Genomic DNA, 21,073 nt, shown 5'->3' with positions numbered 1-21,073 from the left:
ACGACCCCAAGCCTTTCGTCTGGGCCAAGACCGCCGAAGAGATTCTCGACGCCCTCGCCTCATATTGTCGGCGAATTACTGACTCAGGACACTAGCACGGCGCTCAGGCTCCCGCATAGCTACGCGTCCGATGGCCTCTAGCGTGGTGTCGAGGCTAAGCACGGCTCGGGCGAAGGGAATCACTTCGACACCGAGTACCGCCGCGCGGGGCGCGCTAGTCGTGCCCTTCGGATGCCGGCGGCGCCGTACTGCGCCCCGAGGTTGGCACCTCGGCGTGTGCGTTGTGCCGTCGTGAGCTCGTGGCTCAGGGTGCGCCATCAGCCGTGATCGAGACGGCTACCCGATATGTCCGCTGAGAAAGCGCACGTCAACCGGCACGCATGCGTGCTCGCTCACGCTTCCATCACCCGAGAAGGAGAACCCATGCGTACCCTTACCGTCCTGCCTGGCACCCTGATCGCCGGCCTGCTGCTGGCAGGCTGTGCCCCTGCTGCCAAAGGACTGCTGTCCGCCCCCGCCTCCACGAGTGGCACACCATCGGCAGCCGCGACCACCTCCGCCAGCCCGGCCTCGTTCACGCACACGCCTGACCCTGAGGAATTCAGTCTCCGCGTGAAGACCCTAGAAAAGAAGTGCTACGGCAGCGCCGGCTGCAACGTCACCTACAGCATCCGCGTCAGCTACTCCGGACCGGCTCTGAACCCGGACCAGGAGTACCAGGTCACCTATGAGGTGACCGGCCTCGAGGACGGCCCGGCCGTCAACACGTTCACGATTCAGGGGGATGAGGTCAGCTACCAGGAGGAGGAGTTCGCCTCGACTACGTCCTCGTCCAGGACGCTCAAAGCGAAGGCGACGGAGGTGGAACGCCTCGGCCTTTAGATGGCGCCATATGGCTGCCGCGCCCGCCTGGCGGTGGATCATGCCGGACCTTTGCCGGACCGTCAGGCCCGGCAATCATCGGTTTTGCCGGTCGTCATCAGTAGGGAGACGAGTGGGTTGACCTCGCCCCGTATTTCTGGAAGGGCCCATGCATTGGATCTTTCCTGAGCGGTGATGCATGGACCATCATTCTGTAGCCTCACCCAACCGAAGGATGGTCGTTGAAGCGCAGCAGCGGAACTCGTCGTAGTGGTGCTCGTGGTCTCGTCCTTCTCGGCTGGTTGTTCCTCGTTGTGGCCGGCTGGGTCGTTCTCACCGGAACAGGGGGCGATGCGACCACGGCGGTGATCGCGCTGGTGGGCGTGGGGCTGGGGTTTCTCATCACAGCCGTCGTGCTGGCGATCGAGGACCTTAACCGGCACTGATCAGGGAGACCCCAGAGGGTGTCTTTCATCTGGAGGGTTGCTACGTGGGGGTGGCGCGCCCGGTGGTGGTCACACGGGTGTGGCCGAGGATTTCCTGAACGCCTTGCTCGATGAGGACGGCATTGTTGACTTGGGGTCCCGTACGTCGGCCTGCTTGAGGATGGACTTCCACCGCTTCCAGTCCTCCGTGTGCGCGATCGGGTCGCCAAGCTTCGTGGTGAAGGCCGGATCATGATCGGTCCACCTGTTCCTAGCCTTGAGCCGTCGTTCCGCGGTCTGGGCCTTCTTGCGCCCGTAGGAGGGCCAGGAGCGCGGCAGGCAGTGTCCCGGGCGATCGGGTCGGATGCTGTGTCGGTGTCAGCGGCTGTGTCAGCACGCCAACGGCCCGGTATCAGAGCGGTCGGCGACAGTGAATGCACAGAGCGCGAACCGGGGCACGCCCAGCTCGCCCCCGCCTCTCGTGGAAGCCCATTTCATAACAGAGCCAAGGGAGTACGCCACCATGTCCATCACCCTTTCCGACCAGGACAAGCTCACCCTGCGGACCGCTGCATGGGGCGCCGTCTCCCTGATGTCCGCCGCCGGAGCCGCCGGCTCGGCCCACAAGGTCGCCACCGAAGGCTCCATCGCCCTGACCTCCGCGACCGGCCTGGTCGGGCACGTGCTCACCAAGGCGCCCAAGGGCGTGAAGTACGGCAAGTCCGTCGCCGACCTCGCCGACCTGGTGCTGCCGGCGCTGACCGCGTCCATGAACCTGCTCAAGCAGCAGGATCCGGCCGAGGCCGACAACTTCCACAGCACCGTCAGCGTCGCCCTCGAAGCAGCCGCCCGTACCCACCAGGGTCGGCCCAGCCCTACCCTGGCCGAGATGACCCGCAAGATCACCGCAGCGCTCGACGCTGCTTGATGGGATGTCAACCTCGTGTCGCGGGGTCCACTCCGGATCCCGTGACAAGGCGGCGTGACGGGTCAGGCACGGGTCGAGTCCCGCCACCGGGCGGCCAAGTTGGTGGGCGCCGAACTTGCCGACAGGCCGTGTTCAGACGCTCAGGGGCGCCTCACCGCACCCAGCCGAAGCTTCTCAGAGGGCCGGCGAACGGGAGCTCACGGCGGTGAGACGGGCTTGCAGTGCCGGTTTGACGGTAGGCCAGTCTTCGGCGACCACTGCGAACATGGCCGAGTCACGGATCTTGCCCTCCTCGCCGCGCGCCCACGACATGGACCAGGCGCGCAGCACGCCCTCGAAGGGGATGCCGAGGCGTTCCAAGGCCTGGCGGCACCGGTGGTTGCGGGCGTCGGTCTTCAGGTCGACGCGGGCGACGCCGAGCACGTCGAACGCGTACGACAGCAGCAACAGCTTCGCCTCGGCATTGATCCCGGTGCCCTGCGCCGAGGCGGCCAGCCAGGTGAAGCCGATCTCGATCGCGCGCAGGTCCGGCCGGTCCGGCCACCTGCGGGGATCCCACAGGCCGGTGCAGCCCACCGCCTTGCCGTCGCTGAGCCGAACCTGCGCGAATGGGGTCAGCCCGTCGCGGACGAGCTGGGCCGCCAGGTAGTCCGGTATCTCGCGAGCGCGAGGCACCAGCGTGAAGTCGTAGGACGACCGATCCTCCTCGGCCGCCTCCGCGAGATCCGGCGCATGTCGCATCGCCAGCGGCTCCAACCGCACCAGATCCCCGGAAAGGACAGGAACATCAAGCCGCACGCTCATCAGCTCTCCCTCATCGTTCCTGGCATTGGCACCTTTCCCGCGGGTTTCCCGCCGGGGAGGTTGCCGGACCGTCACAGGGCCAGGTCCCTCAGATCCTCTGGATGAACTACCGAGTCGAGATCATGCCTGCACAGGCGGACACCGTCAATGCGCAAGCGGGTCCGCCCAATCAAACCGACGCGGTTTCTCCCATCAGGCGTTGATCGACTTGCCGAGGGCGCTGCTCGCGAGCCAGTCGTCCCATGACTTCGCCCACGGCGTCGGCCCGTTGCCGAACTCGAGCTTCCGCGACGTCCCCGTGACCTCGATGATGTCTCCCCGCTGCGTGAAGTTGTAGAACCAGCGGGCGTTGGCCATGCTGGCGTTCACGCAGCCATGGCTGACGTTGCTGTTGCCCTGCGCGCCGGTCGACCAGGGCGCGGCATGGAAGAACATGCCGCTGTAGGTCATCCTGACATTCCACTTGGTATGGGCGTAGTACTCGCCGGGCCTGCCGATGGTGGCCGAGTCCATGAGGGTCGACGCGGCCTTCTCCTGGGCGATCATGACACCGGACCAGCTCTCGTCGCCCTTCTTGCCCAGGCTGACCGGGATGGCCTTGACGACCTTGCCGTTCTCCCGCACGACCGCCCGGTGGGTGGTGTTGCGGATCTTGGTGATGTGCTCGTCGCCGACGGTGAACGTCAGGCTGCGGTCCCTGGTGCCCCACAGGTCCCGGCCCGCCCGCAGCCCGGCCAGGTGCGCGACCACCGTGACCTTCTCGCCGACCGGCCAGTACTCGCGCGGCCTGAACTGGACCTCGCGGTCGCTCACCCAGCTCCACGCGCCTTCGACCGGCTTCGACATCCGCACCTCCAGCGACCTCTCGACCGCGGCCCGGTCGCTCCTGGCGGTCACGGGGCGCGACAGCAGGAGCTGGACGGGCATGCCGACGCCGACCTTCTCGCCGTCCAGCGGGGACATGCCGCTCTCCAGCACCCGCTTCGGCTTGAGCGTGGTGAACGTGGCCCGCGCGGTGACGGGCTTGCCGTCCCTGCCGGTCGCCTGCGCGCTCACCGTGTACGCGGTCGAGGGCCGCAGCGGCCACGTGGGGTGCCACGTCCCGTCCGCGCCGAGGGTTCCGCGGACCTCATGCCCCTTGGCGTCGGCGACGGTCAGCTTGGTGACCTTGCCGTCGGTGGCCTTGACCCTGACTCCGGCGTCCGGGGGCACCTTCTTCGTGCCGTTCGCCGGGATGATCGACAGCTTGGCTGCGAGGGCCCGCTCCTGTGGGCCGGCGGGCGGTGGTGGGTTCGAGCCACCCGAGGTGCAGCCTGCGGCCAGCAGCAGCGCAGCCGTGAACGTGCTGACGAGTATGGTTCGGCCGTTCCGCATCGTCGATGCCTCCACTCCCCGACAAATAGGCATCTTTCGGACAAGACGGCCTATTAGCGATACAGAGAGCTATATGCCCATAACTGTAGGTAGCAATGCAAAAGTGCCTTGATCGATGCGGCAGGTTGCGAGGCAGGCGTATCCAGAGGGCCTCTGCGAGATCGAGGAGTGGGACCTCGGGACGTGGCACCCGCCCACCATGAGGTGAGGCTGTTCGTGCTTCTCGGCTGTGTGGGGCGGCCCCTGAGCGCGTCCGCCATGCCTCTGGGAGACTGGGTGCCTGTGACGCGCTCTGACCTGGCTCGCAGGATTCATGCCGCAGCCCACCTCACCGGCCACTTCGTGCTCCGCTCAGGACGTACCGCCACCGAGTACTTCGACAAGTACAAGTTCGAGGGTGACCCCGTTCTGCTGGATGACATCGCTCGGGCGATGGCGCCCGTGGTCCCGGGGGACATCGAGGTGTTGGCCGGGCTTGAGATGGGCGGGATTCCGGTGGTCACCGCGCTTGGCCGGCACACCGGTCTGCCGTGTGCGTTCGTCCGTAAGCAGGCCAAGGCGTACGGGACCTGTCGTCTGGCCGAGGGCGCGGATGTGGTGGGGCGGCGGGTTCTGGTGGTTGAGGATGTTGTCACCAGCGGTGGCCAGATCGTCCTGTCCACTGCTGAGCTGCGGAGCCTCGGGGCCCAGGTCAGTGAGGCATTGTGCGTCATCGACCGCGAGCAGGGAGGTGCGGCGGCGTTGGCCGCGGAAGGCATCAGGCTTTCGTCGTTGCTGACCGCGACCGATCTGCGCATGACGGACTGATCCGCCGGGCCCATCGACAAGGGCTTCTCTCTACGATCGTCACCCGTCCGGGCAGGCAGAACAAGACTGTTTCTTTGGTCGGTGCCGTCGCCATGCTGTAACCGTGAACGCCACAAATAGCGAGGTCTGGGATCCGTTCGGCACCTTGCACAACGCCCTGTGGATCGGAGGGGGACAATGGGCCGGCAAATCCACCGTCGCCAGGCTGCTCGCCACCCGGTACGGGCTGACCGCCTATCACTACGACTATCACGACGCACGTGCGCACAATGACCGTCGGATCGCCCGTCGCGTGCGGCTCGGCGAGCCCATCGCGGACCCTGAGCCGGACGCCGTCTGGGTGAACACCAGCCCTCAGAAAATGGCCGACGAGATCCTGGCCGGCTTTCCCGCGCGGTTCGAATGGGTTCTGGACGACCTGCGTGGCCTGGTTTCGGGGCGGCCGGTCGTCGCCGAAGGCTGGGGGCTGCGTCCCGAACTGGTCGCTCCCATCATCGACTCAACCTGGCGAATGATCGTCATGGTGCCGAGCGAAGAGTTCCGCCGGCGTCAGGTTCGCGAGCTGCCCCGGGCCGCCGCCGTCGATCACCGAGTCAGCGATCCTGATCGAGCACAGCGCAACCGACTCGCCCGGGACCGGCTCGTCGCCGACGAGGCCGTTCGGTCCGCTCGCCGTTTGGGCATCCGGGTTCTGGAGGTGGATGGGGCCGATGATGCGGGGGCTGTGGCGGATATCGTGGCCGACCACTTCAGTGCCTATCTGCCGCTTGTGAACGTCTACAGGTCTTGATGACGCCACTGGGTTGCACGCATTCATGGAATCAATGGCGTGACCGTGCCCGTGGAGGTCTCGGTGATGCTGATGCCGGAGACAGTGGCGACCATCGGCTCGTAGCCGTGTATGGCATTCATCGCTTTCGACAACTCCGCGCGGTCCAGGCCAAGGGCGAGGGTGCAGTGGGGTATCCATTTGCCCGGAAGGTAGTACGGCCAGCGTTTGATCTGGGTACTTGGAAGAGCGACGTGGATTCTCTTGTGGAAGGTCAGCAGTTCGGTTGTCGCACCGGCCAGCCTCTTGTGGGAAGGTTGAAGATCGTGAGTAGCGTTGATCAGGGCCCCTGAGGAGACAGTGGCAGTGATCGTGCGCGAGATTCCCGAGATCCACGGCGGGCGTCGTTCCGCCCCGTCGACCGGACATCTATGAGCAGGCAAAGCGTCATTTCGTTGCCGTTCTGACCGGCCCTCGCGTTGAACTGCGTGTACTTGCTGGTCGCCGAAGGGTACGCGGCGCAGTCGCCCGCCTGCGGCGACTCTGCTGTTTAACCACACTCCGGAGGGTGAACGGCTCCGCCTTTATTGGGTCGCGGTGGCGATGGCCTGGTTCTTATCGTGTCGGCATGCCTTTCTACGCTCACTCGCTGGCCTGGCTGCTGGGGCTGGAAGGAATCGCGCTGTTACGCGCGCAGGCGGGTGATCTGGAGGATGCGGCCTTTGTGGAAGAGCGGATCGCCGAGATCCGCAAGATGGTGACCGACCCGGATCCGGAGCTGAACGCGGGCGTGGTCGTCGGCCAGGCCTCCACCACGGAGGGGTACGCGCAGTGGGCTGAGCAATACGACGGCGAAGGAAACCCGCTGATCGCCGTGGAGGAGCCGCTGGTGCGGCGCATCCTGGAAACGCTGGCGGTGGGGCGGGCGCTGGACGCCGCGTGCGGCACCGGCCGGCATGCCGCGTTCCTGACTGGGCTGGGGCATGAGGTCGTCGGCGTGGACTCCTCGGCGGAGATGCTTGCCAGAGCGGAGGCCAAGGTTCCGGACGGGGAGTTCCGTCAGGGGGACCTGTGTCGCATGCCGGTCCCGTCGGCGAGTTTCGATGCGGTGGTCTGCGCGCTGGCGTTGACCCATCTGCCGGCCCTGGGGCCGCCGCTGGCAGAACTGGCCCGTGTCGCCCGGCCCGGTGGGCACCTGGTGCTGTCGGACATCCATCCGCTGTCGCTGTATCTGGGAGGTGTGCCGAGGGTGGCGGGACCGGACGGGGGCGTACGGGCCATGCCGGCCAGCCGCTTCCTGGCCAGTGACTACATCAACGCCATCCACGAGGCAGGGCTGCGGATCGTGGCCTGCCACGAACCTCGGTGGGGCGAGTCGCCCGGCGGGCACGGTGGCCCTCTCGCTCAGCGGTGGTGTTCGGAAGCGGCGGCGGTGGCCTATCGGGACACTCCCGCCTTGATCGTCTGGCATCTCCGAAAGCCCTGACCCGCTCACCAACTCAGCGCCTTCGGCCGGCCGGTCGTGGCGGGCGGCCGGTCACGGAGCACCCGGGCGCCGAGCGGGACCAGGGCCACGCAGAGCAGGCCGGTGACCAGCACGTCGGGGATGGAGGCGCCCTTCAGCACGCCCATCCACGTACCTCCTGCCAGCAGCAACATCACGGCGCGGGCGGTGCCGAGCAGGCCTGAGCGCCAGGCGGCGATGGCCAGCAGCAGCGAGCCCGCGTACTGGCCGACGGAGGCCCAGACCGGTACCCGCCACGGTCCGTAGGAGATGTCCACATACTCCTTCATGATCGCGCTCGTCGCCTGGTCCAGGCCGATGGCCTCGGTGAGCTGGAAGGCGGTCTGGTCGGCGCCGGCGAAGTACAGGCGGGCGAACAGGCCGATGACCAGCAGCGTGGCGCCCCAGTAAGCGAGGTGGCCGCCCACCTGCTGGGCCAGAGCGACGAAGGCGGGGAAGAGCAGCAGCGCCCCCAGCGCGAACACCGCGTAGGAGAGGGTGAGCAGGGCGGGCGCCGACGTGTAGGCGAGGAGCTGGCCGTAGGCGGCGAAGGGCTGTGCCTCGGCCCAGGCCTGCTGCTGAGGGGTGAGGGCGGTGACCGTGCTCAGGTAACGCAGCAGGTATCCGGCGCACATGATCACCGGTCCCACGATGAGCGTCACGCCGCCGATCCATCGTCCGGGGAAGGGAGTGTCCATCGGGGCGCCGGTGAGAGAGGAGGGGGCGTTCATGGGAGCGAGCCTGGCGCCGCTGAGGTGGGCCCGTCATCGGCCGATGGTCAACCGGCGCCCCTGTCGAAAGTCAGGGGCGCCGGGCAGAAGACCGGAAACAAGCCGGACAGGCGGTCGGAAACGAAGGGGTCAGTCGAGGATGTGGGTGGTGGCGCGGGCGTAGCGGTCGCGGATCGAGGGGACGGCGTCCCCTTCGTACGTCTCCGTCTCCTCCGACCGCCAGTCCGGCGTGGTGACCAGCGTGGCGGCCTGGTACGCGGCGCCGTTGGCGACGTACTCGGCCGGCGGCGGCACCGTGATCGGGACGCCGAAGATCGTCGGGGCGATGCGGCGGACCGCCTCGGAACGGGCCGCGCCGCCGATCAGCAGCACCCGCTCCGGCTTGGTGCCCAGCGCGTCGAGAGCGTCGGCGAGGCCGCACAGCATGCCCTCGATGGCCGCCCGCGCCAGGTGGGCGGGGGTGGAGGTGGCCAGGGTCAGCCCGTGGACGGAGCCCGTCGCGGTCGGGCGGTTGGGGGTGCGCTCGCCCTCCAGGTACGGCACCAGCGTCAGCCCGCCCGACCCCGGCGGGGCCTGGAGAGCCAGATCGCTCAGCGCGTCCAGGCTCACCCCGGCGATGCGGGCGGCGGCGTCCATGACGCGGGCGGCGTTGAGCGTGCACACCAGCGGCAGGAACCGTCCCGTCGCGTCGGCGAAGCCGGCCACCGCGCCCGTCGGGTCGGCGCTGGGCGACTCCGCGACCGCGAACACGGTGCCGGAGGTGCCCAGCGACACCACGACGTCGCCGGAACGGGCGCCCACGCCGAGCGCCGCCGCCATGTTGTCGCCCGTGCCGGGGGCGATCAGCGCCGCGCCCCCTTCGTACGCCGCCTCGTCCGGCCCCAGCACCCGGGGCAGCAGGGGGATCGAGCCGAACGCCAGCTTCAGCAGATCCGTCCGGTACGCGCCCGTCGACGGCGACCAGTAGCCCGTGCCCGAGGCGTCGCCCCGGTCCGTGGCGAGCCGGTCGAGCGGCGGCACCGGGGAGTCGGCCGAGAAGGTCCCCGAGGCGAACGCGCCGGCCAGGCGCCAGGAGAGCCAGTCGTGCGGCAGGCAGACGGCCGCCGTACGGGCCGCGTTGTCCGGCTCGTGCTCGGCCAGCCAGCGCAGCTTGGTCACCGTGAACGAGGCGACCGGCACCGACCCGACGGCGGTGGCCCAGGCCTCCGGCCCGCCCAGCTCCGACACGAGGTCGGCGGCGGCCTGCGCGGAGCGGGTGTCGTTCCACAACAGGGCATCACGCACGACATTTCCGGACTCGTCTAGGCAGACCATGCCATGCTGCTGCCCGCCCACACTGACGGCGAGCACGTCGTCCAGACCGCCGGCCTCCTCGATGGCCCGCAACAACGCGTCCCACCAGTGCGACGGATGCACCTCCGTGCCGTCGGGATGCGGCGCGCGGCCCTGCCGGACCAGCGCGCCCGTCTCAGCGTCACGAATGACGACCTTGCAACTCTGCGTCGAGGAATCGACCCCAGCGACCAGCGTCACCCACGAACTCCTAACAAGTGCTCCAGCGCAAGCTGGTTGAGATGCGTGAAATGGTATCCGCGCGCGGCGGCGACGTCCGGATCGAAGCCGTCGGAGGCGAGATCGGCCGGCGTCTCACCGCGGTTGAGCGTGGGCAGGCCGAGCCCTTCGACACGGTAGGCCGGCCCGATTTCGGCAAGCGCTTTCCTGAAGGCCGCGATCGCCCGGTCGCGATCGGGCTGGACGGCCGGCAGGTCGTCGTCGTGGAAGGTGACGCCGTAGGCCCCGAGCTCGGTCAGTCGGTGCACGCTCTCCACCGGATCGAGCGGCTGCCGGCCCACCGTCCACAGACCGAAGGTGAATCGGTCTTCAGGGGTTGGCTCGTGCATGTCTCGATGCTCCCCTGGCGATCAGCTGTTCACAAGCCCGAGGGGTCACGTCCCACGCTGATCTCCTCGGCGATCTTGCGGATCTCCGCCACCTCGAGGCCCGGAGCCTTGGGCAGGTGGCGCAGCAACGCCTCCATCACCACGGGCACGGGCTGGCCGGCGAACCGTCCCGCGATGCCGTGGACAGCCCTGAACAGCGCCTCATCGGTGTCGTGCATCGGCCTCTCCTTGTTCGGGTACCCGGAGAAACCTACGGCCTCGGCACGACAGTTCGCTCGCTACCCCTCCAGCGTGTTCCGCACTGCGACGCAAATCTCGTCGAGCCGGCGTACCTGCTCGGGCGTCAGCACGTCGAACAGGCTCCGCCGTACCTCCTCGACGTGCCCAGGCGCGGCGGCGGCCAGCGCGGCGAACCCGGCGTCCGTGAGCACCGCGAAGCTGCCGCGCCCGTCGTCGGGGCAGCGCTCGCGCCGGACCCACCCGCGCTCCTCCAGGCGCGCCACGGCGTGCGACAGCCGGCTCTGCGAGCTCTGAGCCCTGGCGGCCAGCTCGCTCATCCGCATCGACCGCCCGGGCGCCTCGGAGAGCGCCACGAGGATCATGTAGTACGTGTGCGGCATGCTCGCGTCCCGCTGGAGCTGGCGGTCGAGCGCCTCGTTGATGAGCTGGGTCGCCGCCAGGAAGTTTCGCCAGGTGTGCTGTTCGTCCGCATCCAGCCATCTCGTCACGGTCCCAATTTAGTTGAACTCTCATATACTTGAGACGGGACTCCGCCCGGAAAGGGGCACATCATGCCTGTTCAGCGACTCAACCACGCGGTCCTTTACGTCCGCGACGTGGAACGCAGCGTCGGCTTTTACCGCGAGGCCCTCGGCTTCGACGTCGTGATGGGCATGCCGGGCGCCGCCTTCCTCCAGGCCCCCGGCTCGACGAACGACCACGACCTGGGCCTGTTCCAGATCGGCCCCAAGGCGGACCCGTCCCCGGCCGGCAGCACGTCCGTGGGCCTCTACCACCTGGCGTGGGAGGTCGACACCCTCGACGAGCTGGAGCGGGTCGCGGTCAAGCTGAGCGAGCTCGGCGCGCTGGTCGGCTCGTCCGACCACGGCACGACCAAGGCGCTGTACGCGAAGGACCCCGACGGGCTGGAGTTCGAGGTGTCATGGCTGGTGCCGGCCACGCTGATCACCGACGAGGTCCTCGCCGCGCGCTCCAGCATCCGTCCGCTCGACCTGGCCGCCGACAAGGAGAGGTACGGCGCTCAGACGCGAGGCGGAGTAGGCGTGTCCATCCCCGTCTGAAGTACCGTAGGTGTGATACGACCCTTCTTTCACGGGGAACGGTCATGCCAAGCGATCCTGACCACGTGCTCGACGCCATCGACGGTGTCGTCGACGAGTGGGAGACGCTGAGCGCGGACGCCATGCGCTGGTCGCCTCCCGAAACCAAGAGTCCCGACTTCCTGACCGAGGTGACGGAGATCTTCGGTCCGCTGGTCAACGCGTTCGCGCAGGCGCTGCGTCCCGTCAGCGACGCGTTCGAGCGGGTCATGCACACCTTCGACGACGACGATCACTAGCCGGTGCGCCGGCGCCGTGCCCGGCGCGGGTAGGCCTTGGCCGTCTCGGCCAGCCGTACGGCGTGTTCGGCCTGCTTGCGCCAGTGCCCGTAGGCGTCGCCGCGCTGCGCCAGCCGGTCCAGCTCGCTCATGGTCGCCAGCGGGATGAACGCGGGCTCGGCGTCCCGCCACGGCGTGCCGGGCAGCGGCATGAACGTGTGGGTGTGGATGCGGGCCCCCAGCTCGGCCAGGTCGGAGGCGAGCTTCAGCGACTGCTCCTGGTCCTCCTCGGTCTCGCCCGGCATGCCGAAGATGAAGTCGACGTTCGGCCGGAAGCCGTGCTCGACCGCGATCCTGACGGCGTCGCGCACGGGTGAGGTGTCGTGGCCGCGGCCCGAGGCGGCCAGCACCTTGTCGGAGCCGGACTGGGCGCCGATGATCAGGTTGTCGTTGGCCACGTAGCGCTTGAGCATCCGCATGGCCTCTGGGCTGACGTGCTCGGGCCGTACCTCTGAGGGGAAGCTCCCGAAGAACACCCGGCCGCGCGCCGGCAGCTCCTCCTTGACCCCGGCCAGCAGCTCCTCCACCTTGCCCAGGTCGGGATCGGGCCCGGGGGAGCCATATGAGAGCGAGGTCGGCGTGATGAAGCGGATGTCGCGCAGGCCCCTGTCGACCATCCCGCGCACGTGCTCGCGCACGCTGGCGACCGAGCGGTGGCGGAACTGCCCGCCGAACATGAACGGCGTCTGGCAGAAGCGGCAGGTGTAGCGGCAGCCGCGGGTGATCTCGATCGGCCCGTTCCTGCCCACGAAGGAGGGGAACGCGTCGAGCGGCAGCTGCGGCGCCGGCCTCGTGCGCAGGGCGACGCCGTCGGCGTCCTTGATCGCCAGCCCCGGCACCGAGGTGAGCGGCTCGTCCTGCTGGAGCGCCCGGACGAGGGAGATGATCGTGGTCTCGCCCTCGCCGATCCCCGCCAGGTCCCAGCCCGCGTCGATGACCTGCTGCGGCTCGGCCGTGGCGTGCACGCCGCCCGCGATGTGCAGCCCCCGGCCGCCGCTCAGCGACCTGACCGTGGCCAGCTCGGCGGCCATGGCCTCGGCGTCGGGCGAGTAGAACGACCAGAGCACGAGCACGCGGTCGGCCTGGCTGGCCGTGATGTGCTCCGCGGTCTCCTCAGGGGTGGTGCCGAGTCTCAGCTCGTGCTCCACCCCGGCGCTCTCCAGCGCGGCGAGCAGCGCGTGCACGCCGTACGTCACCGCCTTGCGGTAACGGACCACCACACCTACAGCCAGTGCCACGTCCGGCAGCGTAGCTCAGGCGGCGCGCATCGAACGCAACGCGCCGGTCAGCTTGGCCAGCTCGGCGAGCATGGCGTCGGCGGCGGAGTCCATGACGTCGTTGGCGTGCACCTTGCCGTCCTCGCCGATGAACTGGGAGTGGAACGGGATGTTCACCGCCTCCAGCACCGGGATCATCCTCAGGGTGCTGGTGACCTGGCGCAGGCTGTTCGCGGCGCGGGTGCCGCCGGAGACGCCGCCGTAGCTGACGAACCCGGCCGCCTTGTGCTGCCACTCGTGGTGCAGGTAGTCGAGGGCGTTCTTCAGCACGGCGTTGAAGCTGTGGTTGTACTCGGGGGTCACGAACACGTACGCGTCGCCCCGCTCGACGGTGGCGCTCCACTCCTTGGTGTGCGCGTTCACATACTGCTTGAGCCGGGGGTGGTTGGGCTCGTCCAGGAACGGCAGCGCGACCTCCGCCAGGTCGACCAGCTCGACCTCGAACAGTCCCGACTCCACGGCCTTGCCGTGGAACCACTCGGCGATGGGACGTCCGGCACGGCCGGGACGGGTGCTGGCGACGACGATCTGCAGGACCGGCTTGCCCATGGCATGCTCCTTCACTCAGGCGGTGTAGCTGCTCAACATTATTGAGCTGCTACATATTTCTGAGCAAGCGCTGATAGGATTTGTGGCATGAGTCTCGATTTGGTGTGCGCGCGCTTCCACATCGCCTTAGAGCTGATCGGCGCCCGGTGGTCGGGCGCGGTGATCCACATGATCTTCAAGGGCGCCCACCGGTACGCCGACCTCAAGGCGGCCATCCCCGGCATCAACGACACGATGCTGGCCCGGCGGCTGCGCGAGCTGGAGAGCGCCGGGCTCATCGAGCGCCGCGTGCTGCCCACGTCGCCGGTGCGCGTCGAATACCACCTGACCGAGATGGGGCAGGAGCTGCGGCCGGTGCTGGACGAGCTGGTGACCTGGGCGCACAAGTGGATCCCGCTGCCGGAGGCCAAGTCCGCCTAGCGATCCCGGCCCTCAGCGGTGGGAGGACGGGATCCGCTTGGGCAGCGGCGGCGGCTCCGGGGCATCCCGCGGAGGCGGCGGGGGCGGGTCGGTCCTGGCCGCCCGCCAGCGTGAGGGGAAGAGCGAGGGCGCCGCTCCGATGAAACCGAGGAAGGCCAGGCCGGGCAGCAGCGAGGCGAGCGGTGAGATCCTCGACCCGGCCAGGATCCCGATGAGCACCACCGTGCCGACGTACGCGGCCGGCACGACCCAGTCGACGGTCATGGCCGCCGTGTGGCGATAGCGCTCGATCCCCACGATGAAACCGGTTGCAATGAGCGGGGTGGCCAGCAGTCCCGCGCCGGCGCCGAGCAGATGGCGAACACCGTTTCGCAAAGAGAACACCTCCAGCAACGGGACCATACCGACCTACCAGACCGCTCACCTTTTAGGCGATAAATCGGTCCATAGCCTGTGTCCGAAAAGACCCCATAACACCGAAATAGAGGCTCTTTGGCATGCTGGCAGGCGCCTTAGCAACCGTTAGCTTGACAGCACCCCCACCCGAGGAGTGCACATGTCGAGTAAACGCTGTGCGTTGGTTGGCGGCGTCATCCTCGCCGCCTGCCTGGCCACCCCCCTCAGCCCCGCAGCAGCCGACCCGGCGCCTCAATCCGCCTCCCCATCCCTTCCCCCGCCCGTCGTGGACGCGCTCGAACGGGACCTCGGACTCTCCGAGCAGCAGGTCAACGCCCGCCTGGCCAACGAGGAACGCGCCGCGTCCACGCAGGCCACGCTCACCTCCCAGCTCGGCGCGTCGTACGGCGGCGCCTGGCTGAACGACGACGCCTCCAAGTTCCTGGTCGCCACCACCGACCCCAACGCCACCGGCACCATCAAGGCGCAGGGCGCCGAGCCGGTCGTGGTCGCGCGCTCGCTCGCCCAGCTCGACGCGGTCGTCCAGCAGCTCGACCAGGCGCCGAAGAAGGCCCAGGCCGGGGCGGCGCTCTGGTTCGTGGACGTGAAGACCAACAGCGTCGCCATCCAGGCGCCCACGGTGGAGGCCGCCGAGGCCCTGGCCACGGCCGCGGGCGTGGACAGGAGCGCGGTCAGCGTGTCGGCGACCGCCGAGCGGCCCGTTCCGCTCATCAACATCATCGGCGGCGCGCCGTTCTACATCGGCTCCAGCCGCTGCAGCGTCGGCTTCTCGGTCACCAGGGGCAGCACCCCCGGTTTCGTCACCGCCGGACACTGCCGCGTGGCCACCAACACCACCAACCCGACGGGCACCTTCCAGGGCGCCTCCTTCCCGGGTAACGACTACGCGTGGGTCGCCGCTCCCGGCAACACCGCGCAGCCGTGGGTACGTGGCTCCGGCGGCGCGAACGTGATCGTCCGCGGCTCCACCCAGGCCGCGGTGGGCTCGTCCATCTGCCGCTCCGGTTCGACCACCGGCTGGCGCTGCGGCACCATCCAGCAGCACAACGCCACGGTCACGTACCCGCAGGGCACCGTCACCGGCCTGACCCGCACCAGCGCCTGCGCCGAGCCCGGCGACTCCGGCGGCTCGTTCATCTCGGGCAGCCAGGCCCAGGGTGTCACCTCGGGCGGCTCCGGCAACTGCTCCGTCGGCGGGACCACGTACCACCAGCCCGTCAACGAGATCCTGAGCGTCTACGGGCTCACCCTCCGCACAGGCTGACCCACGGCGCCGAACTCCGCGCGGCACGCCCGGCTGGGCGCGCCGCGCGGAGGTTTTTTGCGTTCACAGCGATGAGTTCTCCCGCCCTGTCCGGTCTGTCTGATGGAAAGCACGTCAACACCATCGGAGGAGCTCGCGATGAGGCGACCCGTTCTCGGCAGCCTGCTGCTCGCCAGCACGAACCCCGAGCGTCTGCGCACCTGGTACGTCGACGCCCTCGACCCGGAGGACAACTCCGACGTCGGCGGGTACGGGGTGCTCAAGTTCGGCGAGTTCTACCTGTTCATCGACACGCGGACGGATGTGTCGGACAAGAACCCCGAGCCCGGCAGGGTGGTCCTGAACTTCGACGTGGCCGACGCCCGCGCGGTCGCCGCGCGCATGGACAGCGCGGGCGTGACGTGGCTGGCGGAGGTCGAGGACCGCGACGGCAGCCTGTTCGCCACCGCGATCGACCCGGACGGCAACTACGTCCAGATCATCCAGCTCAGCGAGGCCCATCGCGCAGGCATGTGACCTCAGGGTCGGGTCAGGGTCGGCTCGGGGACGGAGCCCGATGTGAGAGGGCTGCCCCCGGCGGGAGAGTTGCTTCATGACCGCAGTGAAGAGGCTCTCCCCCCTGATCGCCTGTGCCGCGATCCTGTTCTCGGTGGTCGCCGTGCTGGTCGGGCAGTTCGGGCCCGATCCCCAGCTCGACCCCATGAGCACAACCGTCAGCGAATACGCCGTGTCCGACCGCGGGGGCGTCACGGAGGTCGCCATGGCGGTGCTCGGGTTGGGATCCCTGGCGCTGCTCGTGGGGTTGCGGGCGGCCGGGGCGCCGGTGCGGGGGATGCCTCAGTGGTTGCTGGGGGTGTGGTCCGGGGCTCTGGTCGTTGCGGCCCTGGTCCCGACCACACCCCTCGGGGTGGATCTCGACCTCGCGGCCCAGATCCACCGGTACGTGTCCGTCGCGGCGTTCGTGAGCCTGCCCGCCGCCGGGCTGTTGATGGTGCCCAGACTGGGCTCAGACGCCCGCTGGAAGCCTGTGGCTCGGGTGGTGGAGTGGGTGACCCTGGCCGGGGGGTTCGGGCTGCTGGCGATCACGTACGTGGCCCTGCCCGGCGAGCGGGTGATGATCGGTCTCGTCGAGCGGTTGCTGCTGGGTGCCGAGGTGACGTTGCTGGGCGTGCTGGCCGCGTGGCTGGCGTGGCTGACCTGGCGTCCGGTCAGCCGGCGGGCTGCTGCGCAACATGCGGATTTCCTGACATATCACAGATTTATCGCAAGTCGATCTTAAAACCACCTGTTTCGATGCTATTCTCTCCCGCGATCTTCTATCCGGGAGCGGGTGTCATGGCATCGGGCAGATCCATCAGATTCAAGATCTCGACGCTGCTCGTCATCCCCTTGGTCTCCCTGGTCGCACTCTGGGGCTTCGCCGCGAGCACCACGTCGGGGGACGCGCTCAACCTGCTCAAGGTCGAGACGATCTGGACGGGCGTCATCAACAACGCCGACGGTCTGATCTCCAACCTCCAGACCGAGCGCCTGGCCTCCGCCGAGCGGATCGCGGGCACGGTCACGGACCCCGACGCGCTGAACAAGGCGCGGGCCAAGGTCGACAACAACCGCAAGACGCTGCGTGAGCGCGCCATGTCCGAGGACGTGCAGTCGGCACTCACGCAGGACATGAAGACCCAGCTCCAGAACGTCTTCGAGGCGATCAACCGGATCCCGGACATCCGTCGCAAGGTGGACGACCGCAAGCTCACCCCCGGCACCCTCGTCACCGAGTACGCGAAGGTCTCCGACGAGATCCACCTGCTGTACTCCAGGATGATGGTCAGCACCGACCTCCAGATGGCGCTCCAGGCGCAGGGCCTGATCGCCGCCGACGAGGTACGCGAGCTGCTGAGCCGGGAGCACGCGCTGATCGTCGCCGCCAACGGCCGGATGACCATGCACGCCGACCTCCACCTGCTGGCCGGTTTGGACAACACCCGGACGTACCTGTTCCCCAAGGCCCTGGCCAACCTCGACACCGAGCTGCGGGCCCCGTTCGAGAAGCTGTACTACTCCCCGCGCTATGGCACCATGGAGAACCTGCTGGAGAGCTACATCTCCGGCCAGCCGGTGGACGTCGAGCTGTGGCGGGGCGTCTCCGAGCAGGTGCAGAAGGAATACCGCGAGGCCGTCTGGCGCACCGGCGACAAGCTGCTGGCCAGGATGGAGCCCGCGGGCATCGGCATCGTGGTGCGGGCCGCCATCGCGGGCGCGCTCGGCCTCATCGCCGTCATCTTCTCCATCGTCATCTCGATCAAGGTCGGCCGCAGGCTCACCCGCGAGATGAGGACGCTGCGCCGTACCGCGCTGGACCTGGCCGAGATCAGGCTCCCGGACGTCGTGACGAAGCTGCGCAAGGGCGAGAGCGTGGACATCGCCACCGAGGCGCCGCCCATCACGGTGGGCCGCGGCTCGACCAGCGAGGTCACCGACCTGGCCACGGCGTTCGACAGCGTGCAGAGCACGGCCGTGGACGCGGCCGTCGAGCAGGCCAGGCTGCGCGAGGGCGTGTCGCAGGCGCTGCGCAACCTCGCCAGGCGCAGCCAGTCGCTGCTGCAGCGCCAGCTCAAGATGCTCGACGAGATGCAGCGCCAGACGGAGGACCCGGAGGCGCTGGAGCGCCTGTTCAGGCTCGACCACCTGACCACCCGCATGCGCCGCCACGCCGAGGGCCTGGTGCTGCTCTCGGGCGGCGCGGCGGGCCGCAGGTGGCGCGGCGTCATCCCGATCGAGGACGTGCTGAGCGGCGCGGCGGCCCAGGTCGAGGAGTACACCCGGGTACGCGTCTACCCGATGAACGAGTGCGGCGTCTCGGGCGCGGCGGTGGCCGACCTCATGCACCTGTTCGCCGAGCTGATCGAGAACGCCGCCTCCTTCTCCTCGCCCAGCAACGAGGTCTCCGTACGCGGTGAGATGGTCGGCCGGGGCTTCGCGGTCGAGATCGAGGACCGCGGCCTGGGCATGGACGATGCCGTCCGCAGGGGCATCAACGCGCGCCTGGCCAGCCCGCAGGAGTTCGACCCCTCCCAGACCGAACGGCTGGGCTTCGCGGTGGTCGGCATGCTCGCGGCCAGGCACGGCGTCAAGGTGACGCTCAAGCCCTCGCCGTACGGCGGCACCACCGCCATCGTGCTCGTGCCCGGCTCCCTGGTGGAGCCCATGGCGACCCCGGTGCAGCCGCTGGAGTTCGAGTCCGTCTCGGTCTCGGTGCTCGGTCGCGGTGAGGTCCGGCAGGAGCCCACGGGGCCCGGTGAGCTGCCGCGCCGGGTCCGTACCAGCAAGCGGGGCCAGCAGGCGGGCGGGACCGGCCCCGTGGCCGTGCCCCAGCAAGTGTCACAGCAGGCGTCACAGCAGCAGACGGGCAGCGGCCCGGTGGCCCTGCCGCAGCAGCAGGAGCCCGACCTGCCGCGCCGCCAGCGGCAGCGGGAGACCGGGTTGCCACAGCGTGACCGCCAGAGGGAGACGGGGCTCCCGCAGCGCGAGCGGCAGCGGGAGACCGGCTTGCCGCAGCGCGAGCGGCAGGCGGACCTGCCGCAGCGGCTCAAGCAGACACCGCCACCAGCGCCGCCGGCCGAGGAGCGCTCACCAGAGGAGACCAGGGCGCTGCTCTCCTCGCTCCAGTCGGGCTGGCAGCGCGGGCGGCAGGACGCCAGTGAACAGGATGGGGGATCTCAATCGTGAGCGGCGAGCACGAGTGGGTCGATGAGGAGGCGGGGCCCGTCGTGCGGCCGTACGCGGTCGCGCGTGGGCGCACCAGGCCCACTTCCTCCAACGCGCTCGACCTGCTGGCGACCGTCGCCGGGACGGGGCTGCCCGTCCCGGCCAAGGCGGAGCTCAGCGCTCAGCACCGGCGGTTGCTGGGCGTCGTGGCAGGTCAGACCAGGCCCGTCGCCGAGGTCGCCTCGGATCTGGGCCTGCCCGTCGGCGTCGTGAGGGTGCTGCTGGGCGACCTGCTCGACCACGGACTGGTCACGGTCCGCCCGCCGCGCGACAAGGCCGCGACGCCCACGGAGAGCCTGCTCCGAGAGGTGATCAACGGCCTCAGGGCGCTCTAGTTCGCTGAGGTCAGCGTCCGCAGGGAGTGCTCCACGAGGGCGATCATGACTTCCTTGGCGGAGGTGCGCCGCCGCACGTCGCACAGCATGACCGGCACGTCGTCGTCCAGGTCGAGCGCGATGCGCACGTCCTCGACGCTGTGCCGCGCCGCCCCCTCGAAGCAGTTGACGGCCACCACGAACGGCGTGCCGCGCTGCTCGAAGTAGTCGACGGACGGGAAGCAGTCGGTCAGCCGGCGCGTGTCCGCGATGACGACGGCGCCCAGCGCGCCGTAGGACAGCTCGTCCCACATGAACCAGAACCGCTCCTGCCCAGGCGTCCCGAACAGGTACACGACCAGCCCGTCGCGGATCGTGATGCGGCCGAAGTCCATCGCCACGGTCGTGGTGTTCTTGGCCTCCACGCCGTCGAGGTCGTCGATCCCGATCCCACGGTCGGAGAGCACCTCTTCCGTGCGCAGCGGCTTGATCTCGCTGACCGCCCCGACCAGTGTGGTCTTGCCGACGCCGAACCCCCCTGCGATGAGAATCTTCAGCGCGACGGGGTCCTCAGAGAGCACGGAGTCCATTGATCACTTCCTTGAGAATGCGCTCATTCGACCGCGACCCTCCGGATGAGGGCGACGACACCGAGATGAGCCCGTGGTCACGCATGTCGCCCAGCAGGACCCGGACGACGCCGACGGGCAGGTCGAGCTCGACGGCCAGGTCGGCCACCGAGATCGGATTGCGTGCTGCCCGCAGGATGAGCTGCTGTTCGGGACCGAGCTCGCCAGGCGGGTCGCCGACGGCGCGCACGGTTGCCACGAGGTCGAACGTGTCCCCTGAGGAACGCGTACGGCCGCGGATGAGAGCATAGGGCCGAACGACGGGCCCCGCGTCCTCATCGAACCACTGCGGGCTATCGCTCATGACGCTCCAGCGCGCGGATTGGTGGTGATGTGCTGGCCAACCCGCTTGACCAGCATCGCCATCTCGTAGGCGATGTGGCCGACGTCCACGTTCGCATCGGCGATCACGGCCAGGCAGGTGCCCTGTCCCGCCGCTGTCACGAACAGGAAGGCCGACTCCATCTCCACAATGGTCTGACGCACATCGCCACCGCCGAAATGGCGTCCGGTGCCACGGGCCAGGCTCTGGAACCCGGCCGCAACCGCCGACAGATGCTCGGCGTCCTCCCGGATCAAGCCCTTCGAGTACCCAATCGCGAGGCCGTCGGTCGACAAGATGACCGCCTGGCGCACTGCGGCGACCCTGGTGGCAAGATCGTCCAGCAGCCAGTTGAGCTCACCGGTGTTGGTGGTCGGCAAAGTCATGCATCCCC

At 68.8% G+C, this 21,073-nt stretch carries 27 protein-coding genes, 1 pseudogene and 1 riboswitch; of the genes and pseudogenes, 14 read left to right on the top strand and 14 right to left on the bottom strand.

Features of this window, described 5'->3' with window-relative positions; translation table 11 throughout:
• Positions 1 to 423 precede the first annotated feature (423 nt).
• The 3 genes from ACWEPL_RS19065 to ACWEPL_RS19055 all read left to right on the top strand — a co-directional run bounded on the left by ACWEPL_RS19065 (position 424) and on the right by ACWEPL_RS19055 (position 2,214).
• Positions 424 to 882, top strand: coding sequence for a hypothetical protein (locus ACWEPL_RS19065; protein ID WP_452436944.1), 459 nt, complete (start codon positions 424 to 426; stop codon positions 880 to 882).
• Between the two features lie 221 nt (positions 883 to 1,103).
• On the top strand, positions 1,104 to 1,307 hold the full coding sequence (locus ACWEPL_RS19060) for a hypothetical protein (protein ID WP_363977268.1): 204 nt from the start codon (positions 1,104 to 1,106) through the stop codon (positions 1,305 to 1,307).
• Positions 1,308 to 1,809: 502 nt separating this feature from the next.
• A complete protein-coding gene (locus ACWEPL_RS19055) occupies positions 1,810 to 2,214 on the top strand; it encodes a hypothetical protein (protein ID WP_452436943.1) in 405 nt (134 codons plus the stop codon).
• Between the two features lie 174 nt (positions 2,215 to 2,388).
• On the opposite strand, the gene ACWEPL_RS19050 is transcribed toward ACWEPL_RS19055, so the two are convergent.
• Positions 2,389 to 3,018 (bottom strand): GNAT family N-acetyltransferase, encoded by a 630-nt coding sequence (locus tag ACWEPL_RS19050; protein ID WP_452436942.1) that lies wholly within the window; start codon positions 3,016 to 3,018, stop codon positions 2,389 to 2,391.
• A 7-nt stretch (positions 3,019 to 3,025) separates the two neighbouring features.
• Positions 3,026 to 3,126: riboswitch (SAM riboswitch) on the bottom strand.
• Between the two features lie 84 nt (positions 3,127 to 3,210).
• Positions 3,211 to 4,392: a L,D-transpeptidase gene (locus ACWEPL_RS19045; RefSeq protein WP_452436941.1), complete on the bottom strand. Its 1,182-nt coding sequence runs from the start codon at positions 4,390 to 4,392 to the stop codon at positions 3,211 to 3,213.
• Between the two features lie 282 nt (positions 4,393 to 4,674).
• Between ACWEPL_RS19045 and pyrE the strand changes: the two genes are divergently transcribed.
• Entirely contained in the window at positions 4,675 to 5,199 is a 525-nt protein-coding gene (gene pyrE / locus ACWEPL_RS19040) for an orotate phosphoribosyltransferase (protein WP_355202957.1), read from the top strand.
• A 103-nt stretch (positions 5,200 to 5,302) separates the two neighbouring features.
• The gene (locus ACWEPL_RS19035; RefSeq protein WP_452436940.1) at positions 5,303 to 5,989 is read left to right on the top strand and encodes a hypothetical protein; all 687 of its coding nucleotides are present in this window, start codon (positions 5,303 to 5,305) and stop codon (positions 5,987 to 5,989) included.
• A 23-nt stretch (positions 5,990 to 6,012) separates the two neighbouring features.
• Here the strand turns inward: ACWEPL_RS19035 and ACWEPL_RS19030 are convergent, their stop codons facing one another.
• Complete coding sequence (locus tag ACWEPL_RS19030) at positions 6,013 to 6,411, bottom strand: hypothetical protein (protein ID WP_452436939.1); 399 nt, start codon at positions 6,409 to 6,411, stop codon at positions 6,013 to 6,015.
• Between the two features lie 185 nt (positions 6,412 to 6,596).
• Between ACWEPL_RS19030 and ACWEPL_RS19025 the strand changes: the two genes are divergently transcribed.
• Complete coding sequence (locus tag ACWEPL_RS19025) at positions 6,597 to 7,454, top strand: class I SAM-dependent methyltransferase (RefSeq protein ID WP_452436938.1); 858 nt, start codon at positions 6,597 to 6,599, stop codon at positions 7,452 to 7,454.
• A 5-nt stretch (positions 7,455 to 7,459) separates the two neighbouring features.
• On the opposite strand, the gene ACWEPL_RS19020 is transcribed toward ACWEPL_RS19025, so the two are convergent.
• From ACWEPL_RS19020 to ACWEPL_RS19000, 5 genes and pseudogenes are all read right to left on the bottom strand, one after another.
• On the bottom strand, positions 7,460 to 8,203 hold the full coding sequence (locus tag ACWEPL_RS19020) for a hypothetical protein (protein ID WP_452436937.1): 744 nt from the start codon (positions 8,201 to 8,203) through the stop codon (positions 7,460 to 7,462).
• Between the two features lie 129 nt (positions 8,204 to 8,332).
• Complete coding sequence (xylB, locus tag ACWEPL_RS19015; RefSeq protein WP_363977243.1) at positions 8,333 to 9,736, bottom strand: xylulokinase; 1,404 nt, start codon at positions 9,734 to 9,736, stop codon at positions 8,333 to 8,335.
• Between the two features lie 164 nt (positions 9,737 to 9,900).
• Positions 9,901 to 10,104: pseudogene (locus ACWEPL_RS19010) on the bottom strand (xylose isomerase); the annotation flags it as partial.
• Positions 10,105 to 10,133: 29 nt separating this feature from the next.
• Complete coding sequence (locus tag ACWEPL_RS19005; RefSeq protein ID WP_350732537.1) at positions 10,134 to 10,322, bottom strand: hypothetical protein; 189 nt, start codon at positions 10,320 to 10,322, stop codon at positions 10,134 to 10,136.
• Positions 10,323 to 10,382: 60 nt separating this feature from the next.
• Entirely contained in the window at positions 10,383 to 10,832 is a 450-nt protein-coding gene (locus tag ACWEPL_RS19000; RefSeq protein ID WP_350732538.1) for a MarR family winged helix-turn-helix transcriptional regulator, read from the bottom strand.
• Between the two features lie 63 nt (positions 10,833 to 10,895).
• Between ACWEPL_RS19000 and ACWEPL_RS18995 the strand changes: the two genes are divergently transcribed.
• Complete coding sequence (locus tag ACWEPL_RS18995; protein ID WP_363977238.1) at positions 10,896 to 11,405, top strand: VOC family protein; 510 nt, start codon at positions 10,896 to 10,898, stop codon at positions 11,403 to 11,405.
• Positions 11,406 to 11,449: 44 nt separating this feature from the next.
• A complete protein-coding gene (locus ACWEPL_RS18990) occupies positions 11,450 to 11,683 on the top strand; it encodes a hypothetical protein (protein WP_185069775.1) in 234 nt (77 codons plus the stop codon).
• Here ACWEPL_RS18990 and ACWEPL_RS18985 read toward each other — a convergent pair.
• Both ACWEPL_RS18985 and ACWEPL_RS18980 read right to left on the bottom strand, forming a co-directional pair.
• A complete protein-coding gene (locus ACWEPL_RS18985; protein ID WP_397368988.1) occupies positions 11,680 to 12,960 on the bottom strand; it encodes a TIGR04013 family B12-binding domain/radical SAM domain-containing protein in 1,281 nt (426 codons plus the stop codon). The genes ACWEPL_RS18990 and ACWEPL_RS18985 overlap by 4 nt on opposite strands.
• A 15-nt stretch (positions 12,961 to 12,975) precedes the next feature.
• Entirely contained in the window at positions 12,976 to 13,548 is a 573-nt protein-coding gene (locus ACWEPL_RS18980; RefSeq protein ID WP_363977231.1) for an NADPH-dependent FMN reductase, read from the bottom strand.
• Positions 13,549 to 13,635: 87 nt separating this feature from the next.
• Between ACWEPL_RS18980 and ACWEPL_RS18975 the strand changes: the two genes are divergently transcribed.
• On the top strand, positions 13,636 to 13,968 hold the full coding sequence (locus ACWEPL_RS18975) for a winged helix-turn-helix transcriptional regulator (protein WP_350732545.1): 333 nt from the start codon (positions 13,636 to 13,638) through the stop codon (positions 13,966 to 13,968).
• Positions 13,969 to 13,980: 12 nt separating this feature from the next.
• Here the strand turns inward: ACWEPL_RS18975 and ACWEPL_RS18970 are convergent, their stop codons facing one another.
• The gene (locus tag ACWEPL_RS18970; RefSeq protein WP_452436936.1) at positions 13,981 to 14,343 is read right to left on the bottom strand and encodes a hypothetical protein; all 363 of its coding nucleotides are present in this window, start codon (positions 14,341 to 14,343) and stop codon (positions 13,981 to 13,983) included.
• Positions 14,344 to 14,524: 181 nt separating this feature from the next.
• On the opposite strand from ACWEPL_RS18970, the gene ACWEPL_RS18965 reads away from it, so the two are divergent.
• The 5 genes from ACWEPL_RS18965 to ACWEPL_RS18945 all read left to right on the top strand — a co-directional run bounded on the left by ACWEPL_RS18965 (position 14,525) and on the right by ACWEPL_RS18945 (position 19,749).
• Positions 14,525 to 15,649: a S1 family peptidase gene (locus ACWEPL_RS18965; protein ID WP_363977223.1), complete on the top strand. Its 1,125-nt coding sequence runs from the start codon at positions 14,525 to 14,527 to the stop codon at positions 15,647 to 15,649.
• A 138-nt stretch (positions 15,650 to 15,787) separates the two neighbouring features.
• A complete protein-coding gene (locus tag ACWEPL_RS18960) occupies positions 15,788 to 16,165 on the top strand; it encodes a VOC family protein (protein ID WP_363977220.1) in 378 nt (125 codons plus the stop codon).
• A 76-nt stretch (positions 16,166 to 16,241) separates the two neighbouring features.
• Entirely contained in the window at positions 16,242 to 16,928 is a 687-nt protein-coding gene (locus tag ACWEPL_RS18955; RefSeq protein ID WP_452436935.1) for a DUF998 domain-containing protein, read from the top strand.
• A 56-nt stretch (positions 16,929 to 16,984) separates the two neighbouring features.
• Complete coding sequence (locus ACWEPL_RS18950; protein ID WP_363977214.1) at positions 16,985 to 19,375, top strand: sensor histidine kinase; 2,391 nt, start codon at positions 16,985 to 16,987, stop codon at positions 19,373 to 19,375.
• Positions 19,372 to 19,749, top strand: coding sequence for a DUF742 domain-containing protein (locus ACWEPL_RS18945; RefSeq protein ID WP_363977211.1), 378 nt, complete (start codon positions 19,372 to 19,374; stop codon positions 19,747 to 19,749). The genes ACWEPL_RS18950 and ACWEPL_RS18945 overlap by 4 nt, the downstream gene beginning before the upstream one ends.
• Here ACWEPL_RS18945 and ACWEPL_RS18940 read toward each other — a convergent pair.
• Genes ACWEPL_RS18940 through ACWEPL_RS18930 form a run of 3 tightly spaced genes read right to left on the bottom strand, consistent with a single transcriptional unit; the run spans position 19,746 to position 21,065 of the window.
• Complete coding sequence (locus ACWEPL_RS18940) at positions 19,746 to 20,318, bottom strand: GTP-binding protein (protein ID WP_350732556.1); 573 nt, start codon at positions 20,316 to 20,318, stop codon at positions 19,746 to 19,748. The genes ACWEPL_RS18945 and ACWEPL_RS18940 overlap by 4 nt on opposite strands.
• Positions 20,299 to 20,661 (bottom strand): DUF742 domain-containing protein, encoded by a 363-nt coding sequence (locus ACWEPL_RS18935; RefSeq protein ID WP_350732557.1) that lies wholly within the window; start codon positions 20,659 to 20,661, stop codon positions 20,299 to 20,301. The genes ACWEPL_RS18940 and ACWEPL_RS18935 overlap by 20 nt, the downstream gene beginning before the upstream one ends.
• Positions 20,658 to 21,065 carry a roadblock/LC7 domain-containing protein gene (locus ACWEPL_RS18930; protein ID WP_350732559.1) on the bottom strand — a complete coding sequence of 136 codons (408 nt, stop codon included), beginning with the start codon at positions 21,063 to 21,065 and terminating at the stop codon, positions 20,658 to 20,660. Before ACWEPL_RS18930 ends, ACWEPL_RS18935 begins: the two co-directional genes overlap by 4 nt.
• Between the last annotated feature and the right edge of the window lie 8 nt (positions 21,066 to 21,073).

Source organism: Nonomuraea sp. NPDC004186 (genome assembly GCF_053603495.1).
This window is presented reverse-complemented; position numbering and strand designations above follow the sequence as displayed.

Excerpts from the sequence above, each read along its gene's own strand:
- ACWEPL_RS19065 (WP_452436944.1), top strand. The coding sequence starts at position 424 with ATGCGTACCCTTACCGTCCTGCCTGGCACCCTGATCGCCGGCCTGCTG.
- ACWEPL_RS19055 (WP_452436943.1), top strand. The coding sequence starts at position 1,810 with ATGTCCATCACCCTTTCCGACCAGGACAAGCTCACCCTGCGGACCGCT.
- ACWEPL_RS19050 (WP_452436942.1), bottom strand. The coding sequence starts at position 3,018 with ATGAGCGTGCGGCTTGATGTTCCTGTCCTTTCCGGGGATCTGGTGCGG.
- ACWEPL_RS19045 (WP_452436941.1), bottom strand. The coding sequence starts at position 4,392 with ATGCGGAACGGCCGAACCATACTCGTCAGCACGTTCACGGCTGCGCTG.
- ACWEPL_RS19025 (WP_452436938.1), top strand. The coding sequence starts at position 6,597 with ATGCCTTTCTACGCTCACTCGCTGGCCTGGCTGCTGGGGCTGGAAGGA.
- ACWEPL_RS19020 (WP_452436937.1), bottom strand. The coding sequence starts at position 8,203 with ATGAACGCCCCCTCCTCTCTCACCGGCGCCCCGATGGACACTCCCTTC.
- ACWEPL_RS19005 (WP_350732537.1), bottom strand. The coding sequence starts at position 10,322 with ATGCACGACACCGATGAGGCGCTGTTCAGGGCTGTCCACGGCATCGCG.
- ACWEPL_RS18995 (WP_363977238.1), top strand. The coding sequence starts at position 10,896 with ATGCCTGTTCAGCGACTCAACCACGCGGTCCTTTACGTCCGCGACGTG.
- ACWEPL_RS18990 (WP_185069775.1), top strand. The coding sequence starts at position 11,450 with ATGCCAAGCGATCCTGACCACGTGCTCGACGCCATCGACGGTGTCGTC.
- ACWEPL_RS18980 (WP_363977231.1), bottom strand. The coding sequence starts at position 13,548 with ATGGGCAAGCCGGTCCTGCAGATCGTCGTCGCCAGCACCCGTCCCGGC.
- ACWEPL_RS18975 (WP_350732545.1), top strand. The coding sequence starts at position 13,636 with ATGAGTCTCGATTTGGTGTGCGCGCGCTTCCACATCGCCTTAGAGCTG.
- ACWEPL_RS18965 (WP_363977223.1), top strand. The coding sequence starts at position 14,525 with ATGTCGAGTAAACGCTGTGCGTTGGTTGGCGGCGTCATCCTCGCCGCC.
- ACWEPL_RS18960 (WP_363977220.1), top strand. The coding sequence starts at position 15,788 with ATGAGGCGACCCGTTCTCGGCAGCCTGCTGCTCGCCAGCACGAACCCC.
- ACWEPL_RS18955 (WP_452436935.1), top strand. The coding sequence starts at position 16,242 with ATGACCGCAGTGAAGAGGCTCTCCCCCCTGATCGCCTGTGCCGCGATC.
- ACWEPL_RS18950 (WP_363977214.1), top strand. The coding sequence starts at position 16,985 with ATGGCATCGGGCAGATCCATCAGATTCAAGATCTCGACGCTGCTCGTC.
- ACWEPL_RS18940 (WP_350732556.1), bottom strand. The coding sequence starts at position 20,318 with ATGGACTCCGTGCTCTCTGAGGACCCCGTCGCGCTGAAGATTCTCATC.
- ACWEPL_RS18935 (WP_350732557.1), bottom strand. The coding sequence starts at position 20,661 with ATGAGCGATAGCCCGCAGTGGTTCGATGAGGACGCGGGGCCCGTCGTT.
- ACWEPL_RS18930 (WP_350732559.1), bottom strand. The coding sequence starts at position 21,065 with ATGACTTTGCCGACCACCAACACCGGTGAGCTCAACTGGCTGCTGGAC.